Origin of the sequence: Streptosporangium roseum DSM 43021 (assembly GCF_000024865.1) — a bacterium.
In the GTDB taxonomy this organism is placed as follows: Bacteria; Actinomycetota; Actinomycetes; order Streptosporangiales; family Streptosporangiaceae; genus Streptosporangium; species Streptosporangium roseum.
The window spans coordinates 3,251,954-3,268,884 of record NC_013595.1 but is presented as its reverse complement, the minus strand read 5'-3'; the positions used below and the strand labels follow the sequence as shown (position 1 = coordinate 3,268,884).

Annotated in this window: 14 protein-coding genes; 6 read left to right on the top strand and 8 right to left on the bottom strand. The window is 70.9% G+C overall.

What is annotated here, in order from left to right; genetic code table 11:
* Positions 1-31: 31 nt before the first annotated feature.
* The 7 genes from SROS_RS14520 to SROS_RS14490 form a co-directional block, all read right to left on the bottom strand.
* Complete coding sequence (locus tag SROS_RS14520) at positions 32-1,897, bottom strand: pseudouridine synthase (RefSeq protein ID WP_012889695.1); 1,866 nt, start codon at positions 1,895-1,897, stop codon at positions 32-34.
* Entirely contained in the window at positions 1,897-2,454 is a 558-nt protein-coding gene (gene scpB / locus SROS_RS14515) for an SMC-Scp complex subunit ScpB (protein ID WP_012889694.1), read from the bottom strand. The genes SROS_RS14520 and scpB overlap by 1 nt, the downstream gene beginning before the upstream one ends.
* Positions 2,447-3,298 carry a segregation and condensation protein A gene (locus SROS_RS14510; protein WP_012889693.1) on the bottom strand — a complete coding sequence of 284 codons (852 nt, stop codon included), beginning with the start codon at positions 3,296-3,298 and terminating at the stop codon, positions 2,447-2,449. The genes scpB and SROS_RS14510 overlap by 8 nt, the downstream gene beginning before the upstream one ends.
* A gap of 30 nt (positions 3,299-3,328) precedes the next feature.
* Entirely contained in the window at positions 3,329-4,276 is a 948-nt protein-coding gene (locus SROS_RS14505) for a ParA family protein (protein WP_012889692.1), read from the bottom strand.
* A gap of 99 nt (positions 4,277-4,375) precedes the next feature.
* Positions 4,376-5,302, bottom strand: coding sequence for a site-specific tyrosine recombinase XerD (locus tag SROS_RS14500; protein WP_012889691.1), 927 nt, complete (start codon positions 5,300-5,302; stop codon positions 4,376-4,378).
* 12 nt (positions 5,303-5,314) lie between these two features.
* The gene (locus SROS_RS14495; RefSeq protein WP_012889690.1) at positions 5,315-5,941 is read right to left on the bottom strand and encodes an NUDIX domain-containing protein; all 627 of its coding nucleotides are present in this window, start codon (positions 5,939-5,941) and stop codon (positions 5,315-5,317) included.
* A complete protein-coding gene (locus SROS_RS14490) occupies positions 5,938-7,608 on the bottom strand; it encodes a CTP synthase (protein WP_043655618.1) in 1,671 nt (556 codons plus the stop codon). The genes SROS_RS14495 and SROS_RS14490 overlap by 4 nt, the downstream gene beginning before the upstream one ends.
* 156 nt (positions 7,609-7,764) lie before the next feature.
* Here SROS_RS14490 and SROS_RS14485 point away from each other — a divergent pair, with 156 nt between their 5' ends.
* From SROS_RS14485 to SROS_RS14460, 6 genes are all read left to right on the top strand, one after another.
* Positions 7,765-8,619, top strand: coding sequence for an acyltransferase (locus tag SROS_RS14485; RefSeq protein ID WP_012889688.1), 855 nt, complete (start codon positions 7,765-7,767; stop codon positions 8,617-8,619).
* A 51-nt stretch (positions 8,620-8,670) separates the two neighbouring features.
* Positions 8,671-9,822 carry an NAD(P)H-dependent flavin oxidoreductase gene (locus SROS_RS14480; protein ID WP_012889687.1) on the top strand — a complete coding sequence of 384 codons (1,152 nt, stop codon included), beginning with the start codon at positions 8,671-8,673 and terminating at the stop codon, positions 9,820-9,822.
* Between the two features lie 426 nt (positions 9,823-10,248).
* A complete protein-coding gene (locus SROS_RS14475; RefSeq protein ID WP_169369300.1) occupies positions 10,249-11,406 on the top strand; it encodes a ScyD/ScyE family protein in 1,158 nt (385 codons plus the stop codon).
* Between the two features lie 176 nt (positions 11,407-11,582).
* Positions 11,583-12,173: a DUF4126 domain-containing protein gene (locus tag SROS_RS14470; protein WP_012889685.1), complete on the top strand. Its 591-nt coding sequence runs from the start codon at positions 11,583-11,585 to the stop codon at positions 12,171-12,173.
* A gap of 97 nt (positions 12,174-12,270) precedes the next feature.
* Entirely contained in the window at positions 12,271-12,855 is a 585-nt protein-coding gene (locus tag SROS_RS14465) for a hypothetical protein (protein WP_245564640.1), read from the top strand.
* 671 nt (positions 12,856-13,526) lie between these two features.
* The gene (locus SROS_RS14460) at positions 13,527-14,402 is read left to right on the top strand and encodes a serine protein kinase RIO (protein ID WP_012889683.1); all 876 of its coding nucleotides are present in this window, start codon (positions 13,527-13,529) and stop codon (positions 14,400-14,402) included.
* A 369-nt stretch (positions 14,403-14,771) separates the two neighbouring features.
* Here SROS_RS14460 and uvrB read toward each other — a convergent pair whose 3' ends face one another.
* On the bottom strand, positions 14,772-16,883 hold the full coding sequence (uvrB, locus tag SROS_RS14455; RefSeq protein ID WP_043652017.1) for an excinuclease ABC subunit UvrB: 2,112 nt from the start codon (positions 16,881-16,883) through the stop codon (positions 14,772-14,774).
* Positions 16,884-16,931 lie beyond the last annotated feature (48 nt).

Here is a 16,931-nt window from a genome sequence, read left to right as displayed (position 1 = left end):
GGCGTGTCCTAAACGTGCGTATTACGGAAGGTTACAGGCCGACGGCGGCGTAGAGCTCGCCGACTTCCTTGACGGTCAGCGCGCGCACCGTGCCCGGCTTGAGACGGCCGAGCTTCACCGGGCCGAACTCGATGCGGGCCAGGTCGATGACCGGGTGCCCGACCTCCTCCAGCATGCGGCGGACGATGTGCTTGCGGCCCTCGTGCAGGACGACCTCCACCAGGGCCTGCTGCCCATGCTCCTGCACCAGGGTGAAGGAGTCGGCCTTGGCGATGCCGTCCTCCAGCTCGATGCCCTTCTTCAGGCGGCGGCCCAGGTCACGCTCGATCCTGCCGGGGACCTTCGCCCAGTACTTCTTCTGCACGCCGTAGCTCGGGTGGGTGAGCCGGTTGGCCAGCTCGCCGTCGTTGGTGAGCAGGATGAGGCCTTCGGTCTCGGTGTCCAGGCGGCCCACGTGGAACAGCCGCTCGGTGCGGTCGGCCACGAAGTCGGCCAGCGAGGGGCGGCCGTCGGGGTCGGACATGGTGCTGACGACGCCGATCGGCTTGTTGATGGCGAGGTAGACCAGGTCGGGCATCGTCGGCAGGCGCTTGCCGTCCACGTGGATGACCTGCTTGGCCGGGTCGACCCGGGCACCGAAGCGGCGGACCACCTGGCCGTCGACCGTCACCCGGCCGTCGCCGATCATGTCCTCGCAGGCCCGGCGGCTGGCCACGCCCGCCTGGGCGAGGACCTTCTGCAGCCGGACGCCGTCCGGGACCTCGGTGGTGTCGCGCTCGTCGACGTAGTCGCGGTCGTAGAAGTCCGAGTCGCGCTTGGGCTGGCGGGCGGTCTTGAACCGGTCGTTGTCGATCGCTCCGGGCCTGCGCTCGGCCTTCGCGGGGCCGCGGTCGGCGACGGTACGGCGCTCGCCGTAGGAGTCGGCGCGCTTGCCACCGATCGTCTGGACCTCGTCCCCTCGGCCGGCCCTGCCGAACCGGCTGCGGGAACCGGCGCCGGGCGCCTCCCCGCGGCCACGGTCGGCACCGAACCTGCCACGCGAACCGCCGCGGTCGTCACGGCGCGGGCCGTCGGAACGGAACCCGCCACGGTCGTCACGGCGCGGAGCGTCAGAGCGGAACCCGCCCTGCGAACCACCACGGTCGTCACGGCGCGGGGCGTCGGAGCGGGGACCGCCCTCGGCGGGCCTGCCGAACCGGCTGCGGGAACCGTCGCGCTCGGCGCGGAACCCGCCGCGGTCGTCACGGCGGGGACCGTCGGAGCGGAACCCGCCCTGCGAACCACGGTCGTCACGGCGCGGAGCGTCAGAACGGAACCTGCCCTGCGAACCACCACGCGAACCACCGCGGTCATCACGGCGGGGACCGTCGGAGCGGAAGCCGCCCTGCGAACCACGGTCGTCACGGCGCGGAGCGTCAGAACGGAAGCCGCCCTGCGAACCGCCGCGGTCGTCACGGCGCGGGCCGTCGGAACGGAACCCGCCACGGTCATCACGGCGCGGAGCGTCAGAGCGGAAGCCGCCCTGCGAACCGCCGCGGTCGTCACGGCGCGGGCCGTCGGAACGGAACCCGCCACGGTCATCACGGCGCGGAGCGTCGGAGCGGAACCCGCCCTGCGAACCACCACGGTCGTCACGGCGCGGGGCGTCGGAGCGGGGACCGCCCTCGGCGGGCCTGCCGAACCGGCTGCGGGAACCGTCGCGCTCGGCGCGGAACCCGCCGCGGTCGTCACGGCGCGGGGCGTCGGAGCGGAACCCGCCCTGCGATCCACCACGGGATCCGCCGGACCGGGAGCCGCCTCGGGAGTTGTCGCCCCCACGGGGGCTGCCACCGCGCGGGGCTCCGCTACGGCCTCGACCGCGTCCATCACCGGACGGGGTACTACGCCTGCTGTTCACTACTTGTGCTCCTCTAGGGTTTCCACGTCATCGGGCAGGAACGGTGCCAGCTCGGGGAGCTCGTCGAGATCCCTCAGGCCCATCCGCTCGAGAAAATACGAACTTGTCCGGTAGAGCAAGGCTTGGCTCTCCGGTTCGGTGCCGGCCTCCTCGACCAGCCCCCGCGTCACCAGCGTGCGCATGACACCGTCGCTGTTGACGCCTCGGATGGCCGCCACCCGGGCCCGGCTGACCGGTTGCCGGTAGGCGACCACGGCCAGGGTCTCCAGCGCGGCCTGGGTGAGCCGCGTCTGCTGGCCGTCGCGGACGAACCGCTCCACGAGGGCCGCGCACTCGGCCCGCGTGTAGAACCGCCAGCCGCCCGCGACCTCTCTAAGGTCGAAACCCCGGCCGGCCTCCGTGTATTCCGCCGACAGCTTACGGAGTGCGGCGGCGACCTCGTCGGTGGGCCGTTCCAGGATCTGAGCGAGGGTCATCTCGGCGACCGGCTCGTCGACCACGAGCAGGATGGCCTCCAACCCGGCGTACAGGTCCGGCTCGGGCACCACGTCAGTCATGGGCGGGCTCTCTCTTGATGCTCTCGTCGTAGTCGTCCGCCACGGCGACGTCTCCGTCGTCGCTGCCGGTCCAGGTCACGTGCAGTTCCCCGAGGGGCTCCACCTGGTCGAAGGAGACGGCCGCCTCCCGGTAGAGCTCCAGGACGGCCAGGAAACGCGCGACGACCTCGAAGGTGCCGGCGCAGTCGGAGGTGAGGGCCCGGAAGGTCGCCCGGCGCACCCGCCGCAGCCGCTCGACAAGGATAACCGCCTGATCCCGCACATTGGCGAGTGGTTGGTAGATGTGGGCGACGGAGACCGACGGAGGGACCTTGGGCGCGAAGGCCCGCTGGGCGAGCTGGGCGAGGCGGTCGGGGCCGATGCCGAGGATCAGCTCGGGCAGGAGGTTGGCGAACTGGGCCTCCATCGGCACGGTCCGGGGGAAGCGCAGGGCCTCTTCGGCCATCCGGCCGGAGAAGACCTTCACGACCTCCTTGTAGGCCCGGTACTGCAGGAGGCGGGCGAACAGCAGGTCGCGCGCCTCCAGGAGGGCGAGGTCCTCCTCGTCGTCGACCTCGCCCGAGGGCAGCAGCCTGGCCGCCTTGAGGTCGAGCAGGGTCGCCGCGACGAGCAGGAAGTGGCTCGTCTGCTCCAGGTCCCATTCCGGGCCCCGGGCCCGGATGTAGGAGATGAACTCGTCGGTGACCTGGCTGAGCGAGACCTCGGTGATGTCGAGCTTGTGCTTGGAGATCAGACCGAGCAGCAGGTCGAAGGGGCCCTCGAAGACCTCCAGGTGCACCCTGAAGGTGTCGTCGGGCGCCTGCACCCCCAGGGTGCCGTCGGCCGTCTTCGGCTGCTCGGTCATCCCACCATTGTCCCGCACCCGGGACCGCGGTCACTGCTCCAGCGCGGCCCATCTGGTGAGGACTTCGCGGGCCAGCTCGCGGTAGGCGCTGGCGCCGAGCGAGGAGGAGTCGAAGCTGGTGATGGGCTCACCGGCCACGGTGGCGTCGGGGAAGCGGACCGTCCGGTTGATCACCGTGTGGTAGACCTTGTCGTCGAACGCCTCGACCACCCGGGCCAGCACCTCGCGGCCGTGCAGGGTCCGCGCGTCGTACATGGTGGCGAGCAGGCCCTCGATGACCAGGTCCTCGTTGATGCGCTGCTGGACCTTGATGATGGTGTCCATGAGCAGCGCGACCCCGCGCAGCGCGAAGAACTCGCACTCCAGCGGCACCATGACGCCGTGCGCGCAGGCCAGCGCGTTGATCGTGAGCAGGCCCAGGGAGGGCTGGCAGTCGATCAGGCACACGTCGTACTCGGGCAGGAGGGGCTTGATCACCCGGCCGAGCACCTGCTCGCGGGCGACCTCCGTGACGAGCTGGACTTCGGCCGCGGACAGGTCGATGTTGCTGGGCAACAGGTCCATGCCCTCGACACCGGTCTCCATCAGCACGTCCCTGGCGGTGATCTGCCGCTCCATCAGGAGGTTGTAGACCGTCAGGTCGAGCTGGTGGGGGTTGATCCCGAGGCCGACGGAGAGGGCGCCCTGCGGGTCGAAGTCGACCAGCAGCACCTTGAGCCCGGCCTCGGCCAGCGCCGCGCCCAGGTTGATGGTGGTGGTCGTCTTGCCGACGCCGCCCTTCTGGTTGACCATGGCCACGACCCGCGCCGGCCCGTGCACCGTACGGGGGGGCGGGTCGGGAAAGACCGGACGGGGTCGCCCGGTCGGGCCGAGGACTCCCCCAGTGTGAGGGGTCCCGGCGGTCTTGGTGTCCCCCCAGGGATTCTCGGGGTTTCCGGGGGTCGTTCCCCGGACAGAACCGTCGGTGGTCACAGTCACCAGTCGAACCTCCCTGACGGCCTCGAACCGGACCGTCCGGACGGACACTATGGCGTCAACACGTATGCGGCAAGGCGGCACGCCCGGACATAACCAAGGTCAATGCCGCGCGCGCGGGTGCGCCGCGGCATAGGCCTCGCGGAGCTTGTCGACCGTGACCAGGGTGTACACCTGCGTGGTGGTCACCGAGGCGTGGCCGAGTAATTCCTGAACCACCCTAACGTCCACACCCCCGTCTAGGAGGTGCGTTGCGAACGAATGTCGCAAGATATGGGGGGAGATTCCCGCCAGCCCCCCGCGCTCGGCGGCCGCCTGGAGGACCTCCCACGCGCCCTGGCGGGTGAGCCGGCCGCCCCTGGCGTTGAGGAACAGCCCCGAGGTGCCCCTTCCGTGGGCGGCGATGCCCGGACGCGCCCGGGCGAGGTAGGCGCCCAGCGCCTCCCTGGCGAAACGGCCCAGGGGCACCAGGCGGGTGCGCCCGCCCTTGCCGCGCAGCCGCACCTGCTGGGTGTCGGAACCCAGGTCGACGTCGTCCACCGCGAGGCCCACGGCCTCGGAGATGCGCGCGCCCGTGCCGTACAGCAACTCCAGCAGCGCCCGGTTGCGCATCGTCAGCGGTGCGCCCTCGGGGCCGGAGGCGGCGATGAGCCGCTCCACGTCGTTCACGCTGATCGCCTTGGGCAGCCGCCTGAGCTGCCTCGGCGGCCGTACCCCGTGGGCCGGGTCGTGGTCGGAGACACCCTCCCGCAGCGCGAAGCGGTGCAGGCCGCGCACCGCGGAGACGGCGCGCGCCGCCGAGCTGGCGACGAGGGCCTGGTGCTCCTCGTCGCCCGCTCTGAGCGCGGCCAGGAAGGCCGTGACGTCACCCTCGGCGATCTCTCCGAAGGTGACGCGTCCACGGCTCTTCAGATGCTCCACATACCGCAGGAGGTCACGGCGGTAGGAGGCCAGTGTGTTGGCAGCCAGGCCCCGCTCCAGCGCCAGATGGGCGAGGTAGCTGGAGAGGACGGCCTCCGTCTCGCTCAGGGTGTCCTCCTGTCATGCCTCCGGCGCGTCGGCGGGCCGCAGTGAGGCGAAAGCATCCGCCGAAGCGGCGTATGCGGCGAGAATACCGGCCACGGCTTGGGAATTGTGGATCATTCCCGCCAGGGCACGCCGAACCGCGTCGGACAGGGGAATCCAGACCACCGGCATGTCGACCTCCTCGTGCCGGTGAACGAAGTCGAGCTCCCCCTCGGGGATGGGACTGAGGTCCCTGGCGAGGAAGATGCGGGTCCGCTCGTCGGTCATCCCCGGAGAGGTGAAGGCGTCGACCAGGGTGTGCCAGGTCCGTGCCCGGTAGCCCGCCTCCTCGGCGAGCTCGCGGGCCGCTCCGACGTGCAGCGGCTCGCCCTCCACGTCACGCAGGCCCGCCGGCAGCTCCCAGAGCAGGCGCCGGACCGGGTGGCGGTACTGGCGGATCATCAGCACCCGGTCCTGGCCGTCGAGCGCGACCACGGCCACCGATCCTGGATGGAGCACGTAGTCGCGGTTGACGACCTCCTCGCCCTGCATGAGGACCGCGTCGGTCACCCCGGCGATGACGCGTCCCCTGAAGTGCTCGGTGGAGGAGACGACCTTCCACTCCTCCGGGACGTCCTGGACGTCGAGCCCGGAGACGCTCACTTGCCCCGCCCGGCCTTGGCCGAGCTGCCGCGGACGTCGGCATAGGTCAGGGCGGCGCCGACCAGCCCCTTGAACAGGGGGTGCGAGCGGGTCGGCCGGGAGCGGAACTCCGGGTGCGCCTGGGTGCCGACGAAGAAGGGGTGGACGTCGGCGGGCAGCTCGGCGTACTCCACCAGGCGGCCGTCGGGCGACAGGCCGGAGAAGACCATGCCGACCTTCTCCAGCTCGGCGCGGTAGGAGTTGTTGACCTCGTAGCGGTGACGGTGGCGCTCGTCCACCTTCGCCATGCCGTACAGCTGGCGCGCGAGGGAGCCCTCGGCGAGCTTGGCGGGGTAGAGGCCCAGCCGCATGGTGCCGCCCATGTCGCGCTCGCCGGAGACGACGTCCTCCTGGTCGGCCATGGTGGAGATGACCGGGTGGGTGGTCTCGGGGTCGAACTCTGTGCTGCCCGCGTCCTCGATGTTCGCGAGGTTGCGGGCGGCCTCGATGACCATGCACTGCATGCCCAGGCAGATGCCGAGCAGCGGGATCTTGTTCTCCCGGACGTGCCGGATCGCGCCGAGCTTGCCCTCGATGCCGCGCACGCCGAAGCCGCCGGGGACGAGCACGCCGTCCACGCCGTCCAGCTCGCGGGCGGCGCCCTCGGGGGTCTCGCAGTCGTCGCTCTTCACCCAGCGGATGTTGACGCGGGCGTCGTTGGCGAAGCCGCCCGCGCGCAGTGCCTCGGTGACCGACAGGTAGGCGTCGGGAAGGTCGATGTATTTGCCGACCAGCGCGATCGTGACCTCCTTGGCCGGGTGGTGCACCCGGCGCAGGAGCTGCTCCCACTCCTGCCAGACGACGTCGCGGAAGGGCAGACCGAGGCGGCGGACGACGTAGGCGTCCAGTCCCTCGGAGTGCAGCACCTTGGGGATGTCGTAGATGCTCGCCGCGTCCACGGCGGAGACCACGGCGTCCTCGTCGACGTCGCACATGAGGCTGATCTTGCGCTTGATCGAGGTGCTGACCGGGCGGTCGGAGCGCAGGACGATCGCGTCGGGCTGGATGCCGATGCTGCGCAGCGCGGCGACCGAGTGCTGGGTCGGCTTGGTCTTCAGCTCGCCGCTCGGCCCGATGTACGGCAGCAGCGAGACGTGCAGGAAGAACACGTTGTCGCGGCCGACCTCGTGACGGACCTGGCGGACGGCCTCCAGGAAGGGCAGCGACTCGATGTCGCCGACGGTGCCGCCGACCTCGGTGATGACCACGTCCACGTCGGGACCGGCCATGGACCGGATGCGGTCCTTGATCTCGTTGGTGATGTGCGGGATGACCTGAACGGTGTCACCGAGATACTCGCCGCGGCGCTCCTTGGCGATGACGTTGGAGTAGACCTGGCCGGTGGTCACGTTCGCCGAGCCGTGCAGCTCGGTGTCGAGGAAACGCTCGTAGTGGCCGACGTCGAGGTCGGTCTCCGCTCCGTCGTCGGTGACGAACACCTCACCGTGCTGGAACGGGTTCATCGTCCCGGGGTCGACGTTGAGGTAGGGGTCGAGCTTCTGCATGGTGACCCGCAGACCACGCAGTTTGAGGAGGCGTCCGAGGCTCGACGCCGTCAGTCCCTTACCGAGACTGGAGGCGACGCCGCCGGTGACGAACAGATGCTTGGTGTGTGCGGCGCTGCGCAAGAAGTCTCCCGTGGTCGTCATAGATCAGTCGGCACACCCTGATAGCGGCCCACCTGTCCACGGACTCTCAGGATATCAAACCGTTCCCGCGAACTGTCCGGACGTCTCCCGCCCCGCATTCCATTGGAAAATGACCAAGCGGTAACTTAGGCCGTTATGTCGATTCGTGGCGTGGTACGGCGTGCCGCCGGCAGCCTCATTCACCGCGGCTGGGCCGCGATCCGGGCGGCCGGCACGGTGAGCCCGGCCAATCCCGCCGGTTACCGCTTCCGCCGCCTCGGTGACGGCGCCTGCCTGTCGTTCCCCGTCGGCGCGATCTTCGGCGAGGCCTGGATCGAGATAGGCGAGCACACCCTGGTCGGCGAGCGCGTCTCCATCTCCGCGGGCATGGGCCCGGGGGTGGACCTGGGCCCGGACTCGATCGTGCGGATCGGCGGGAGCTGCTCGATCGGCCGGGGCAGCCACATCGTCGGCCACCAGTCGATCGACATCGGCGACCACGTGTTCACCGGCCCGTACGTCTACATCACCGACCAGAACCACGTCTACGACGACCCGGAGACGCCGATCGGCCGCCAGTGGCCGCGCAACAACCCCGTGGTCATCGGCTCGGGCTCCTGGCTGGGCACCGGCTCGATCATCCTGCCGGGCACCCGGATCGGCAGGCAGTGCGTGGTCGCGGGCGGAGCCGTGGTGCGCGGCGAGTTCCCCGACCACAGCGTGATCGCCGGCGTGCCGGCCAAGGTCGTCCGCCGCTACGTGCCCGGAGACGGGTGGCTGCCGCCCCACCTCAACGGCACCCGCGTCGATCCCGGCACCGCCGGGATCGCGGATCCCGGCGAGGCCGTCGAAGCCGTCGAAGCCGACGGGCTCGCCGGAACCACGGGGGCCGTGGAGCACGCCGGATTCCTGAGCGCCGCCGAGCACCCCCCGCCTTCCGGGACCGTCGGATCCGTTCAGCGTGTCGCCCCCGCCGGGGCCGCCGGGACCGGGCCGGCCGGCGGCGCCTGAAGTTCCCCCGCCCCCTGGACCGAACAAGGTTCTGGGATTTACGGTCGCGGCATGCGCACCGCGATCTGTGAGAGATTCGGCGTCGAGTTCCCCCTCTTCGCCTTCAGCCACTGCCGCGACGTGGTCGCCGCGGTGACCAACGCGGGCGGGATGGGCGTGCTCGGCGCCGTCGCCTACTCCCCCCGGCAGCTCGACGCGGAACTGAACTGGATCGACGAGCGGGTCGGCGGCCGGCCGTACGGCGTGGACGTCCTCGTCCCCGGCGGGATCGACGCGTCGGCGGCCGACCGGAGCGCCCGGCTCCTCGACGTCATCCCCGAACGGCACCGCGACTTCGTGACGCACCTGTTCGGCAAGTACGGGGTGAGCCTGCCGGAGCCGTTCACCGGGGCCATGTCGGCCTACGCCGACGAGATGGGACGCCGGGTGACCGCCGAGGGCGCGACCGGCCTCGTCGACGTGGCGCTCAAGCACCCGATCGGCCTCATCGCCAGCGCGCTCGGCCCGCCTCCGCCGGAGATGGTGGCCAAGGCCCGGGAGGCCGGGGTCCCGGTCGCCGCGCTGGTCGGAACCGTCGAGCACGCCCGGCGCCAGGTGGCCGCGGGAGCCGAGGTGATCGTGGCACAGGGGTCGGAGGCGGGCGGGCACACCGGCGAGATCTCCACCATGGTGCTGGTTCCCCAGGTCGTGGACGCCGTGGACGTCCCGGTGCTGGCGGCGGGCGGCATCGCCTGCGGCCGCCAGATGGCCGCCGCGCTCGCGCTGGGGGCCGAGGGGGTGTGGTGCGGCTCGGTCTGGCTGACCACGGAGGAGGCCGAGACCCTGCCCTCGGTCAAGCAGAAGATGCTGGCCGCCACCTCCTCCGACACCGTCCGGTCCCGGTCGCGGACCGGCAAGCCCGCCCGGCAGCTGAAGTCCGCCTGGACCGAGGAGTGGGACGGCTCGCAGGAGAGCCCGGGACCGCTGCCGATGCCGCTGCAGATGCTGCTGGCCGAGGGGGCGATGGCCCGGATCGGCCGGGCGGCCGACAGCGGCGACCCCGGCGCCGGGGAGCTCGTCAACTACTTCGTCGGGCAGGTCGTGGGCCAGATGAACCAGGTCAGACCGGCCCGCCGGGTCGTCCACGACATGATCGAGGAGTTCGCCACCGCCGCGGAGCGCCTTGAGGCCGTCACCGGCGGCGGGCATCGCCGTGAACCGTGAGTCCGGTGGACCGCGGGCCCCTTCGACGGCAGAGGGCCGACGACTAAGGGCCGTGAGTCCGTTGGACCGCGGGCCCCGTCGGCGGCGGAGGGCCGACGGCGCGGGGGCGACGGCGAAGGGCCGTGAGTCCGGTGGACCGTGGGCCCCGTCGACGGTGAGGGGCCGCCCGCCGGGGGCCCGTCCTCCCTGGAATCCGTCGGCGGCGAGGCCTGCCCCCTGAGACCCGTCAGCCGCGCCGCCGGGATCCGCCTGAGCCGGCCCTCGTCATCCTGAGGAGGGACGCGCCCTCACCCGCTGGACGGAAATCGTCTCGCGGGCCGGTGGATTGGGGCGGGATTCCCTTGTGAGGAGGCTAGCGCCGCTCATAGCTTCTCCCGTGTTCGCTCCCGCCGACGGATGGGCGGGGCGGTTGCGGAGGGGATCGTGTTGAGCGGAGTTCGTGTCGGTCGCCGGCTGCTCGCGGCGGCTTCGGGGGGAATCGCGGCGCTGGCCGTGACGGTCGCGCCGGTCGCGACGGCGCACGCGTCCGAGGACGCGGCCAAGGTCGTCGCCAAGGGCCTCGACAGCCCGCGCGGGCTGTTCTTCGGCCCCGACGGCACGCTTTACATCGCCGAGTCCGGCCACGGCGGCAAGGTCAGGTGTGCCACGCCTCCCGCTCCGGAGGGCGAGAAGGCGGAGAAGATGTGCCTCGGCCTGACCGGCCGGGTGAGCACGCTCAAGGACGGCAAGTCCTCGGTGCTCATCGGCGGTCTTCCGTCGGCGGCCAGCGGCGGGTTCGCGCTCGGCCCGCACGACGTCGCGCTCACCGGGAAGGGCGACCTGCTGGTGACGGTCGGCTTCTCCGGCGACACGGCCTTCCGCGCCAAGCTCGGCCCCAAGGGCAAGACCCTGGGCACGCTGCTGACGCTCTCCGCGAAGGGCAGGACGATCTCCATCGCCGATCTGGCCGCCCACGAGACCAAGCGCAACCCCGACGGCAAGGACAAGGGCAGCTCGGTCGACTCCTACCCGTTCGGGGTGGCCCCGCTGCCCGGCGGCGGCGCGCTGGTCGCCGACACCGGCGGCAACTCCGTGCTGCGGGTGAGCAGGAAGGGCGGTGTCAGCACCGAGGCGGTCTTCCACGCCCGGTCGGTGGCCGCCCCGCCGGCGCTCAAGATGCCGAAGGGCAGCAAGATCCCGATGCAGTCGGTGCCGATGGGCATCGCCCAGGGCCCCGACGGCGCCTACTACGTCGCCGAGCACGGCGGATTCCCGAACCCGGAAGGCGCCGCCCGGGTGCTCCGCCTGGAGCGGGGCAAGGTCACCACCGCCGCGAAGGGCTTCACCACGGTGGCCGACGTGACCTTCGACGCCGCCGGCCGGCTGATCGTCCTCGGCTCGGTCGGGCCGATCCCCGCCGACGGCATGACCAAGAGCGCCGTCTACCGGATCGAGGCCGACGGCACCCGCACCGAGCTTCTCAAACCCGGCACGCTGGTCACCCCGCTCAGCGTGGCCGTCGGCCCCGACGGTGCCGTTTACGTGGCCAACAAGGCCATGGTGCCCGGCAAGGGCGAGGTGCTCCGGGTCCCCGTCTCGGAGTAGCCCTCAGGGGGAACACGAGGGGCGCGTCCCGCACGGGACGCGCCCCTCGTCGTCGTGTGCCCGTCGCCCCGTTTCCGGCGCCCGCTCCTCTCGCGTCCGGCAATCGCCGCGATCCGGTGGGATCCATCGGCGACCGGGAATCGTTGAAGGAGGGGACGAGACACAACGGAGGCACGATGCTCGCGGCACTGACAGGCCTGGGGCTCTCCACCGCGGCGGGGCTGAACGCCTACATCCCGCTGCTCATGGTCGGCCTGGTCGCCAACTTCACCGATCAGCTGCGGCTGCCACAGGAGTTCGCGTGGCTGTCCAACGGTTGGGTGCTCGGCATCATCGGCGTGCTGCTGCTCGCCGAGTTCGTGCTGGACAAGGTCCCGGTGGTGGACAGCGTCAATGACATGATCCAGACCGTGGTCCGCCCGGCCTCCGGCGGTGTGGTGTTCAGCGCCACCGAGGCGGCGGCCCGCCTCGACGGCTCGACCTGGATGAGTCACAATCCCTGGCTGAGCTGGGTGCTGGGCATCGGGATCGCGCTGGCCGTGCACGTGATGAAGACGACCGCCCGGCCCGTGGTCAACGCCTCGACCGCCGGGGTGGGCGCGCCCGTGGTCAGCACGGTGGAGGACGCCGGAGCGCTCGGCATGAGCCTGATCGCGATCTTCCTGCCGGTCCTGGTCATCGTGGCGGTGGCCGTGCTGGCGCTGTTCGCCTGGTGGGCGATCCGCAAGGTACGGCGGCGGCGCGCGTTACGGCGGAGTCCGGTCTGAACGACGGCCGCGCCCACCCGGATGCGCGGGCTATGCTCGAAACACTCCGTTCCTCTCCTGCCGGGAGGTGGCTTCGATCGGCACTTTCATCACCATCATGCTGGTGATCTTCCTGTTCTTCCTGCTTCTGGGAGCCGCGGGGATCTACCTGCTGGTCAAGGTCGGCAAGAAGGCCACCAAGAAGGCCCGCAAGGTGAGCACCCGTGTCGCCTCCCACGTGGCGGCGATGGGCACCGGCGACGCGGCCGAGACCGAGCGGATGCGGCTCGACCTGCGCCGCGAGGTCTCCCTGACCCGCCAGACGGTGGAGCACGCCCTCCGCGACGGCTGGGGGCTCGGCGACCTGCCGCAGCTCGTGGCCGAGATCGGCGCGCACGCCGACCAGCTCGACGCCCAGCTCGGCGTCTACGCCCAGGAGCGCCGCGTGTCCGCCTATGTCGACCACACCGCGCTCGGCAGGCTTCGCGAGCACCACGCCAAGCTGACCACGGCCTGCGCCCGGATCCGCGCCGACCTGCTCAACGACCAGATGGCGCACGCCTCCGGCGGCATCGACGAGATCCAGAGCCGCACCGACCTGGAGATCGAGGCACGCCGCCGCGCCCCCGACCCCCTGGACCAGATCGACGATCTCTACAACCGCACGATGGTCGACCGCGCCCGCCCCGACGACCCGCGCTGAAGCGCCGGACCTCCCGTTCCGGCCTCCGGGCCGGAGCCCGTCCCGGCGCAGGTCAGCCTGTCCAGCGCACCGCCGGACGCAGGTCAGCCTGTCCAGCGCACCGCCGGACGCAGGTCAGCCTGTCCAGCGCACCGCCGGACGCGCCGGTCGTGCCGCTGCGGCTCATCGGCGACCACCTCGGCTGCGAAGCATCGCGGCAAGCGTCCACTTCTCCTCGGCCGAGAACGGGGCCGTACCGAAGCCGCGCCGCAGGAACCGCCGCCGGCCGTCCTCGGCCAAGCCGTCGACCAGGCCGCGGCAGAGGGCGCACTCCGCCGCTCCGCCGTACTTCCGGCATGCCGTCTCCCGGCATACCGTCGCCTCCCGGCATACCGTCGCCTCCCGGTATACCGTCGCGGGCCGCGGCGGTGTGCGGCCCGGCGGCGGCGCGCGAGGGGATAAATCCGGTTGCCGATCTTCCGGGCGACTGGCAAAATCGTGCCCGCTGATCGCCGGGCGCACTGGACGCGCCCGACGGCAGGGATTCCGGGGGCGCCGAACGCGCCCGCAGGGGAAGGGAGGGTGACCCGTGACGGCTCTCGCATGTCCTTCTCGCGTCTCTGCCCCTCCCACCGGCCGCCCGCCGATCTGACCACGGCGCCGGTGGAGCTTCCTTCCTGGAGAACCCGCCCGTGCCCAAGCGTTCAGAACACCGTCGTCGCGGCAAGAACCGTCTGGACGACGACGACATCGAATGGCTCGACACCACCGCGCCCGAGGACCTCGACGGCCCGCCGTCGGGTGACCGGTGGTCCACCTGGGATCTGAGCACTCCCACCGAGCGCGGCCCCCAGCCGCATCCCGGCTGGCTCGTCACCGAGCTGGCCGCCGTCGACACCGAGCTCGGCATCCTGAAGACCGGCAAGGAAGCCGACGTCCACCTCATCTCGCGAGGCGTCCCGGACACCGACCGGGTCTGCCTGCTGGCCGCCAAGCGCTACCGCTCGGCCGAGCACCGCCTCTTCCACCGTGACGCCGGCTATCTGGAGGGTCGCGGGGTCCGTGACAGCCGGATCAGCCGGGCGATGTCGAGCCGGTCCCGGTTCGGCAAGGAGATGATCGCCGGGCAGTGGGCGAACGCCGAGTTCGCGGCGCTGTGCCGCCTCTGGCGGCTGGGGGTGCCCGTGCCGTACCCGGTGCAGATCGTCGGCACCGAGGTCCTGGAGGAGTTCGTCGGCAGCCCCGACGGCTTCGCCGCGCCTCGCCTGGCGGCCGTCTCCGAGGGGCTGGCGGAGCTGTGGGAGCAGCTCGTGGACGCCATGGTGATCCTGGCACGTGAGGGGCTCGCCCACGGGGACCTGTCGCCCTACAACATCCTCGTCCACGAGGGACGGCTCATCATCATCGACCTGCCGCAGATCGTGGACGTGGTGGCCCACCCCACCGGCCCGGAGTTCCTCGACCGCGACGCCCGCAACGTCGCCACCTGGTTCACCGCGCGCGGGCTGGCCGCGGCCGACGGCGCGTCGCTGGCCGGGCTGCTGCGGGCCGAGGCAGGCGTCGGCTGACCGAAGGAGCGGGGGCGGTCGCCCGGGGAGGCGGTCCCCGGGCAGCCGGCCAACCGGGCAGGAGACTCCGGCCCGGCTGCCCGGGGAGGAGACCCCGGCTTCAGAAAACTCCTGATCAGAAGACCTCTGTCCAGGCAACTCCTGCTCAGAAGCCTTCTGGTCAGAAGCCTGCTGCCCAGAAGACCCCGACTCGGGAAGCTCCTGCTCAGGGGCCCGCCGCCCAAGCAACTCCTGCTCAGGTGCACGCTGGTCAGAAGACCCCGGCCCAGGAAACTCCTACTCAGAAACCTTCTGGTCAGAAGCCCGCCGCCCAGAAGACCTCGGCTCAGGAGCCCGCTGGTCAGAAGCCCGCCGCCCAGGAGACCCGGTTCAGGAGACTCCTGCCTCCCGCATGTCTCGGACCTCCCGCTTGAGCTCCTTGATCTCGTCGCGGAGCCGGGCCGCGACCTCGAACTGGAGATCCGTGGCGGCCTGGTGCATCTGGTCGGTGAGCGATTCGACCAGCGCCTCCAGCTGGGCGCGGGGCATCTCCCCCGCGATCGCCTTGGCGTGCTGGCCGACCTGCTTGACCACGAAGCCGGGGACCGGGGCCTTGCCGCGCGACTGCTGGCGGCCGCTGCCGCCGAGGAGCTGCGCGGTGTCGGCGTCCTCGCGGTTGAGCGAGTCGAGGATGTCGGCGATCTTCTTGCGGAGCGGCTGCGGGTCGATGCCGTTCGCCTCGTTGTAGGCCGTCTGCTTGGCCCGGCGCCGGTTGGTCTCCTCGATCGCCCGCTCCATGGAGGGGGTGATCCGGTCGGCGTACATGTGCACCTGACCGGAGACGTTACGGGCCGCGCGGCCGATGGTCTGGATCAGCGAGGTCTCCGAGCGGAGGAAGCCCTCCTTGTCGGCGTCGAGGATGGCCACCAGCGACACCTCGGGCAGGTCCAGGCCCTCACGGAGCAGGTTGATGCCGACCAGGACGTCGAACTCGCCCATCCGCAGCTCCCGGAGGAGCTCGATGCGGCGCAGGGTGTCGACCTCGCTGTGCAGGTAGCGGACCCGGATGCCGAGCTCCAGGAGGTAGTCGGTGAGGTCCTCGGACATCTTCTTGGTCAGCGTGGTGACCAGGACCCGCTCGTCCTTCTCGGTCCGGGTCCTGATCTCGTGGACCAGGTCGTCGATCTGGGACTTCGTGGGCTTGACGATCACCTCGGGGTCGACCAGGCCGGTCGGCCGGATGACCTGCTCCACCACGTCGCCCTTGGAGCGGCCCAGCTCGTAGGTGCCTGGGGTGGCCGACAGGTAGACGGTCTGGTCGATCCGCTCCAGGAACTCCTCCCACTTGAGCGGGCGGTTGTCCATCGCCGACGGCAGGCGGAAGCCGTGCTCGACGAGCGTGCGCTTGCGGGAGGCGTCGCCTTCGTACATCGCGCCGATCTGCGGCACGGTCTGGTGCGACTCGTCCAGGACGAGCAGGAAGTCCTCGGGAAAGTAGTCGAGCAGCGTGTTGGGGGCGCTGCCCGGGGCGCGGCCGTCCATGTGGCGGGAGTAGTTCTCGATGCCGGAGCAGGTGCCGATCTGGCGCATCATCTCCAGGTCGTAGGTGGTGCGCATGCGCAGCCGCTGGGCCTCCAGGAGCTTGCCCTGCCGCTCCATCGTCTCCAGGGTCTGGGCCAGCTCGGCCTCGATGCCCCGGACGGCCTTCTCCATCCGCTCGGTGCCCGCGACGTAGTGGGAGGCGGGGAAGATGTAGAGCTCCTCGTCCTCCGTGATCACCTCGCCGGTCAGCGGGTGCATGGTGGAGAGCTTCTCGATCTCGTCGCCGAACATCTCGATGCGGACCGCGAGCTCCTCGTACTTCGGGATGATCTCGATCGTGTCGCCGCGCACCCGGAAGGTGCCCCGGGTGAAGGCCAGGTCGTTACGGGTGTACTGCATGTCGACCAGGCGGCGCAGCAGGCTGTCGCGCTCGATCTCCTGCCCGACCTTGAGCGAGGTCATGCGGTCGACGTACTCCTGCGGGGTGCCCAGGCCGTAGATGCACGACACCGACGCCACCACGATCGTGTCGCGGCGGGTCAGCAGCGAGTTGGTCGCCGAGTGGCGCAGCCGCTCGACCTCGTCGTTGATCGAGGAGTCCTTCTCGATGTAGGTGTCGCTCTGCGGGACGTAAGCCTCGGGCTGGTAGTAGTCGTAGTAGGAGACGAAGTATTCGATCGCGTTGTTGGGCATCATCTCGCGCAGCTCGTTGGCGAACTGCGCGGCGAGCGTCTTGTTGGGCTGGATGACCAGGGTCGGCCGCTGCAGCCGCTCGATCAGCCAGGCGACCGTGGCGGTCTTGCCCGTGCCCGTGGCACCCAGCAGGACGTTGTCCTTGTCACCCGCCTTGACGCGCCGTTCGAGCTCGGCGATCGCGGTGGGCTGGTCGCCCGAAGGGGTCATGTCGGTGACGACCTCGAAGGGCGCCACCTTGCGCTGCAAATCAGTTACCGGCCTCACTCCACCCACTGTAGGCGGAGCCACCGACATTCCTCCGCCGGCCGCGTC

Bases quoted from the DNA above. Each gene is read 5' to 3' on its own strand.
- scpB (WP_012889694.1), bottom strand. From the start codon at position 2,454: ATGACTGACGTGGTGCCCGAGCCGGACCTGTACGCCGGGTTGGAGGCC.
- SROS_RS14510 (WP_012889693.1), bottom strand. From the start codon at position 3,298: ATGACCGAGCAGCCGAAGACGGCCGACGGCACCCTGGGGGTGCAGGCG.
- SROS_RS14485 (WP_012889688.1), top strand. From the start codon at position 7,765: ATGTCGATTCGTGGCGTGGTACGGCGTGCCGCCGGCAGCCTCATTCAC.
- SROS_RS14480 (WP_012889687.1), top strand. From the start codon at position 8,671: ATGCGCACCGCGATCTGTGAGAGATTCGGCGTCGAGTTCCCCCTCTTC.
- SROS_RS14470 (WP_012889685.1), top strand. From the start codon at position 11,583: ATGCTCGCGGCACTGACAGGCCTGGGGCTCTCCACCGCGGCGGGGCTG.
- SROS_RS14465 (WP_245564640.1), top strand. From the start codon at position 12,271: ATGCTGGTGATCTTCCTGTTCTTCCTGCTTCTGGGAGCCGCGGGGATC.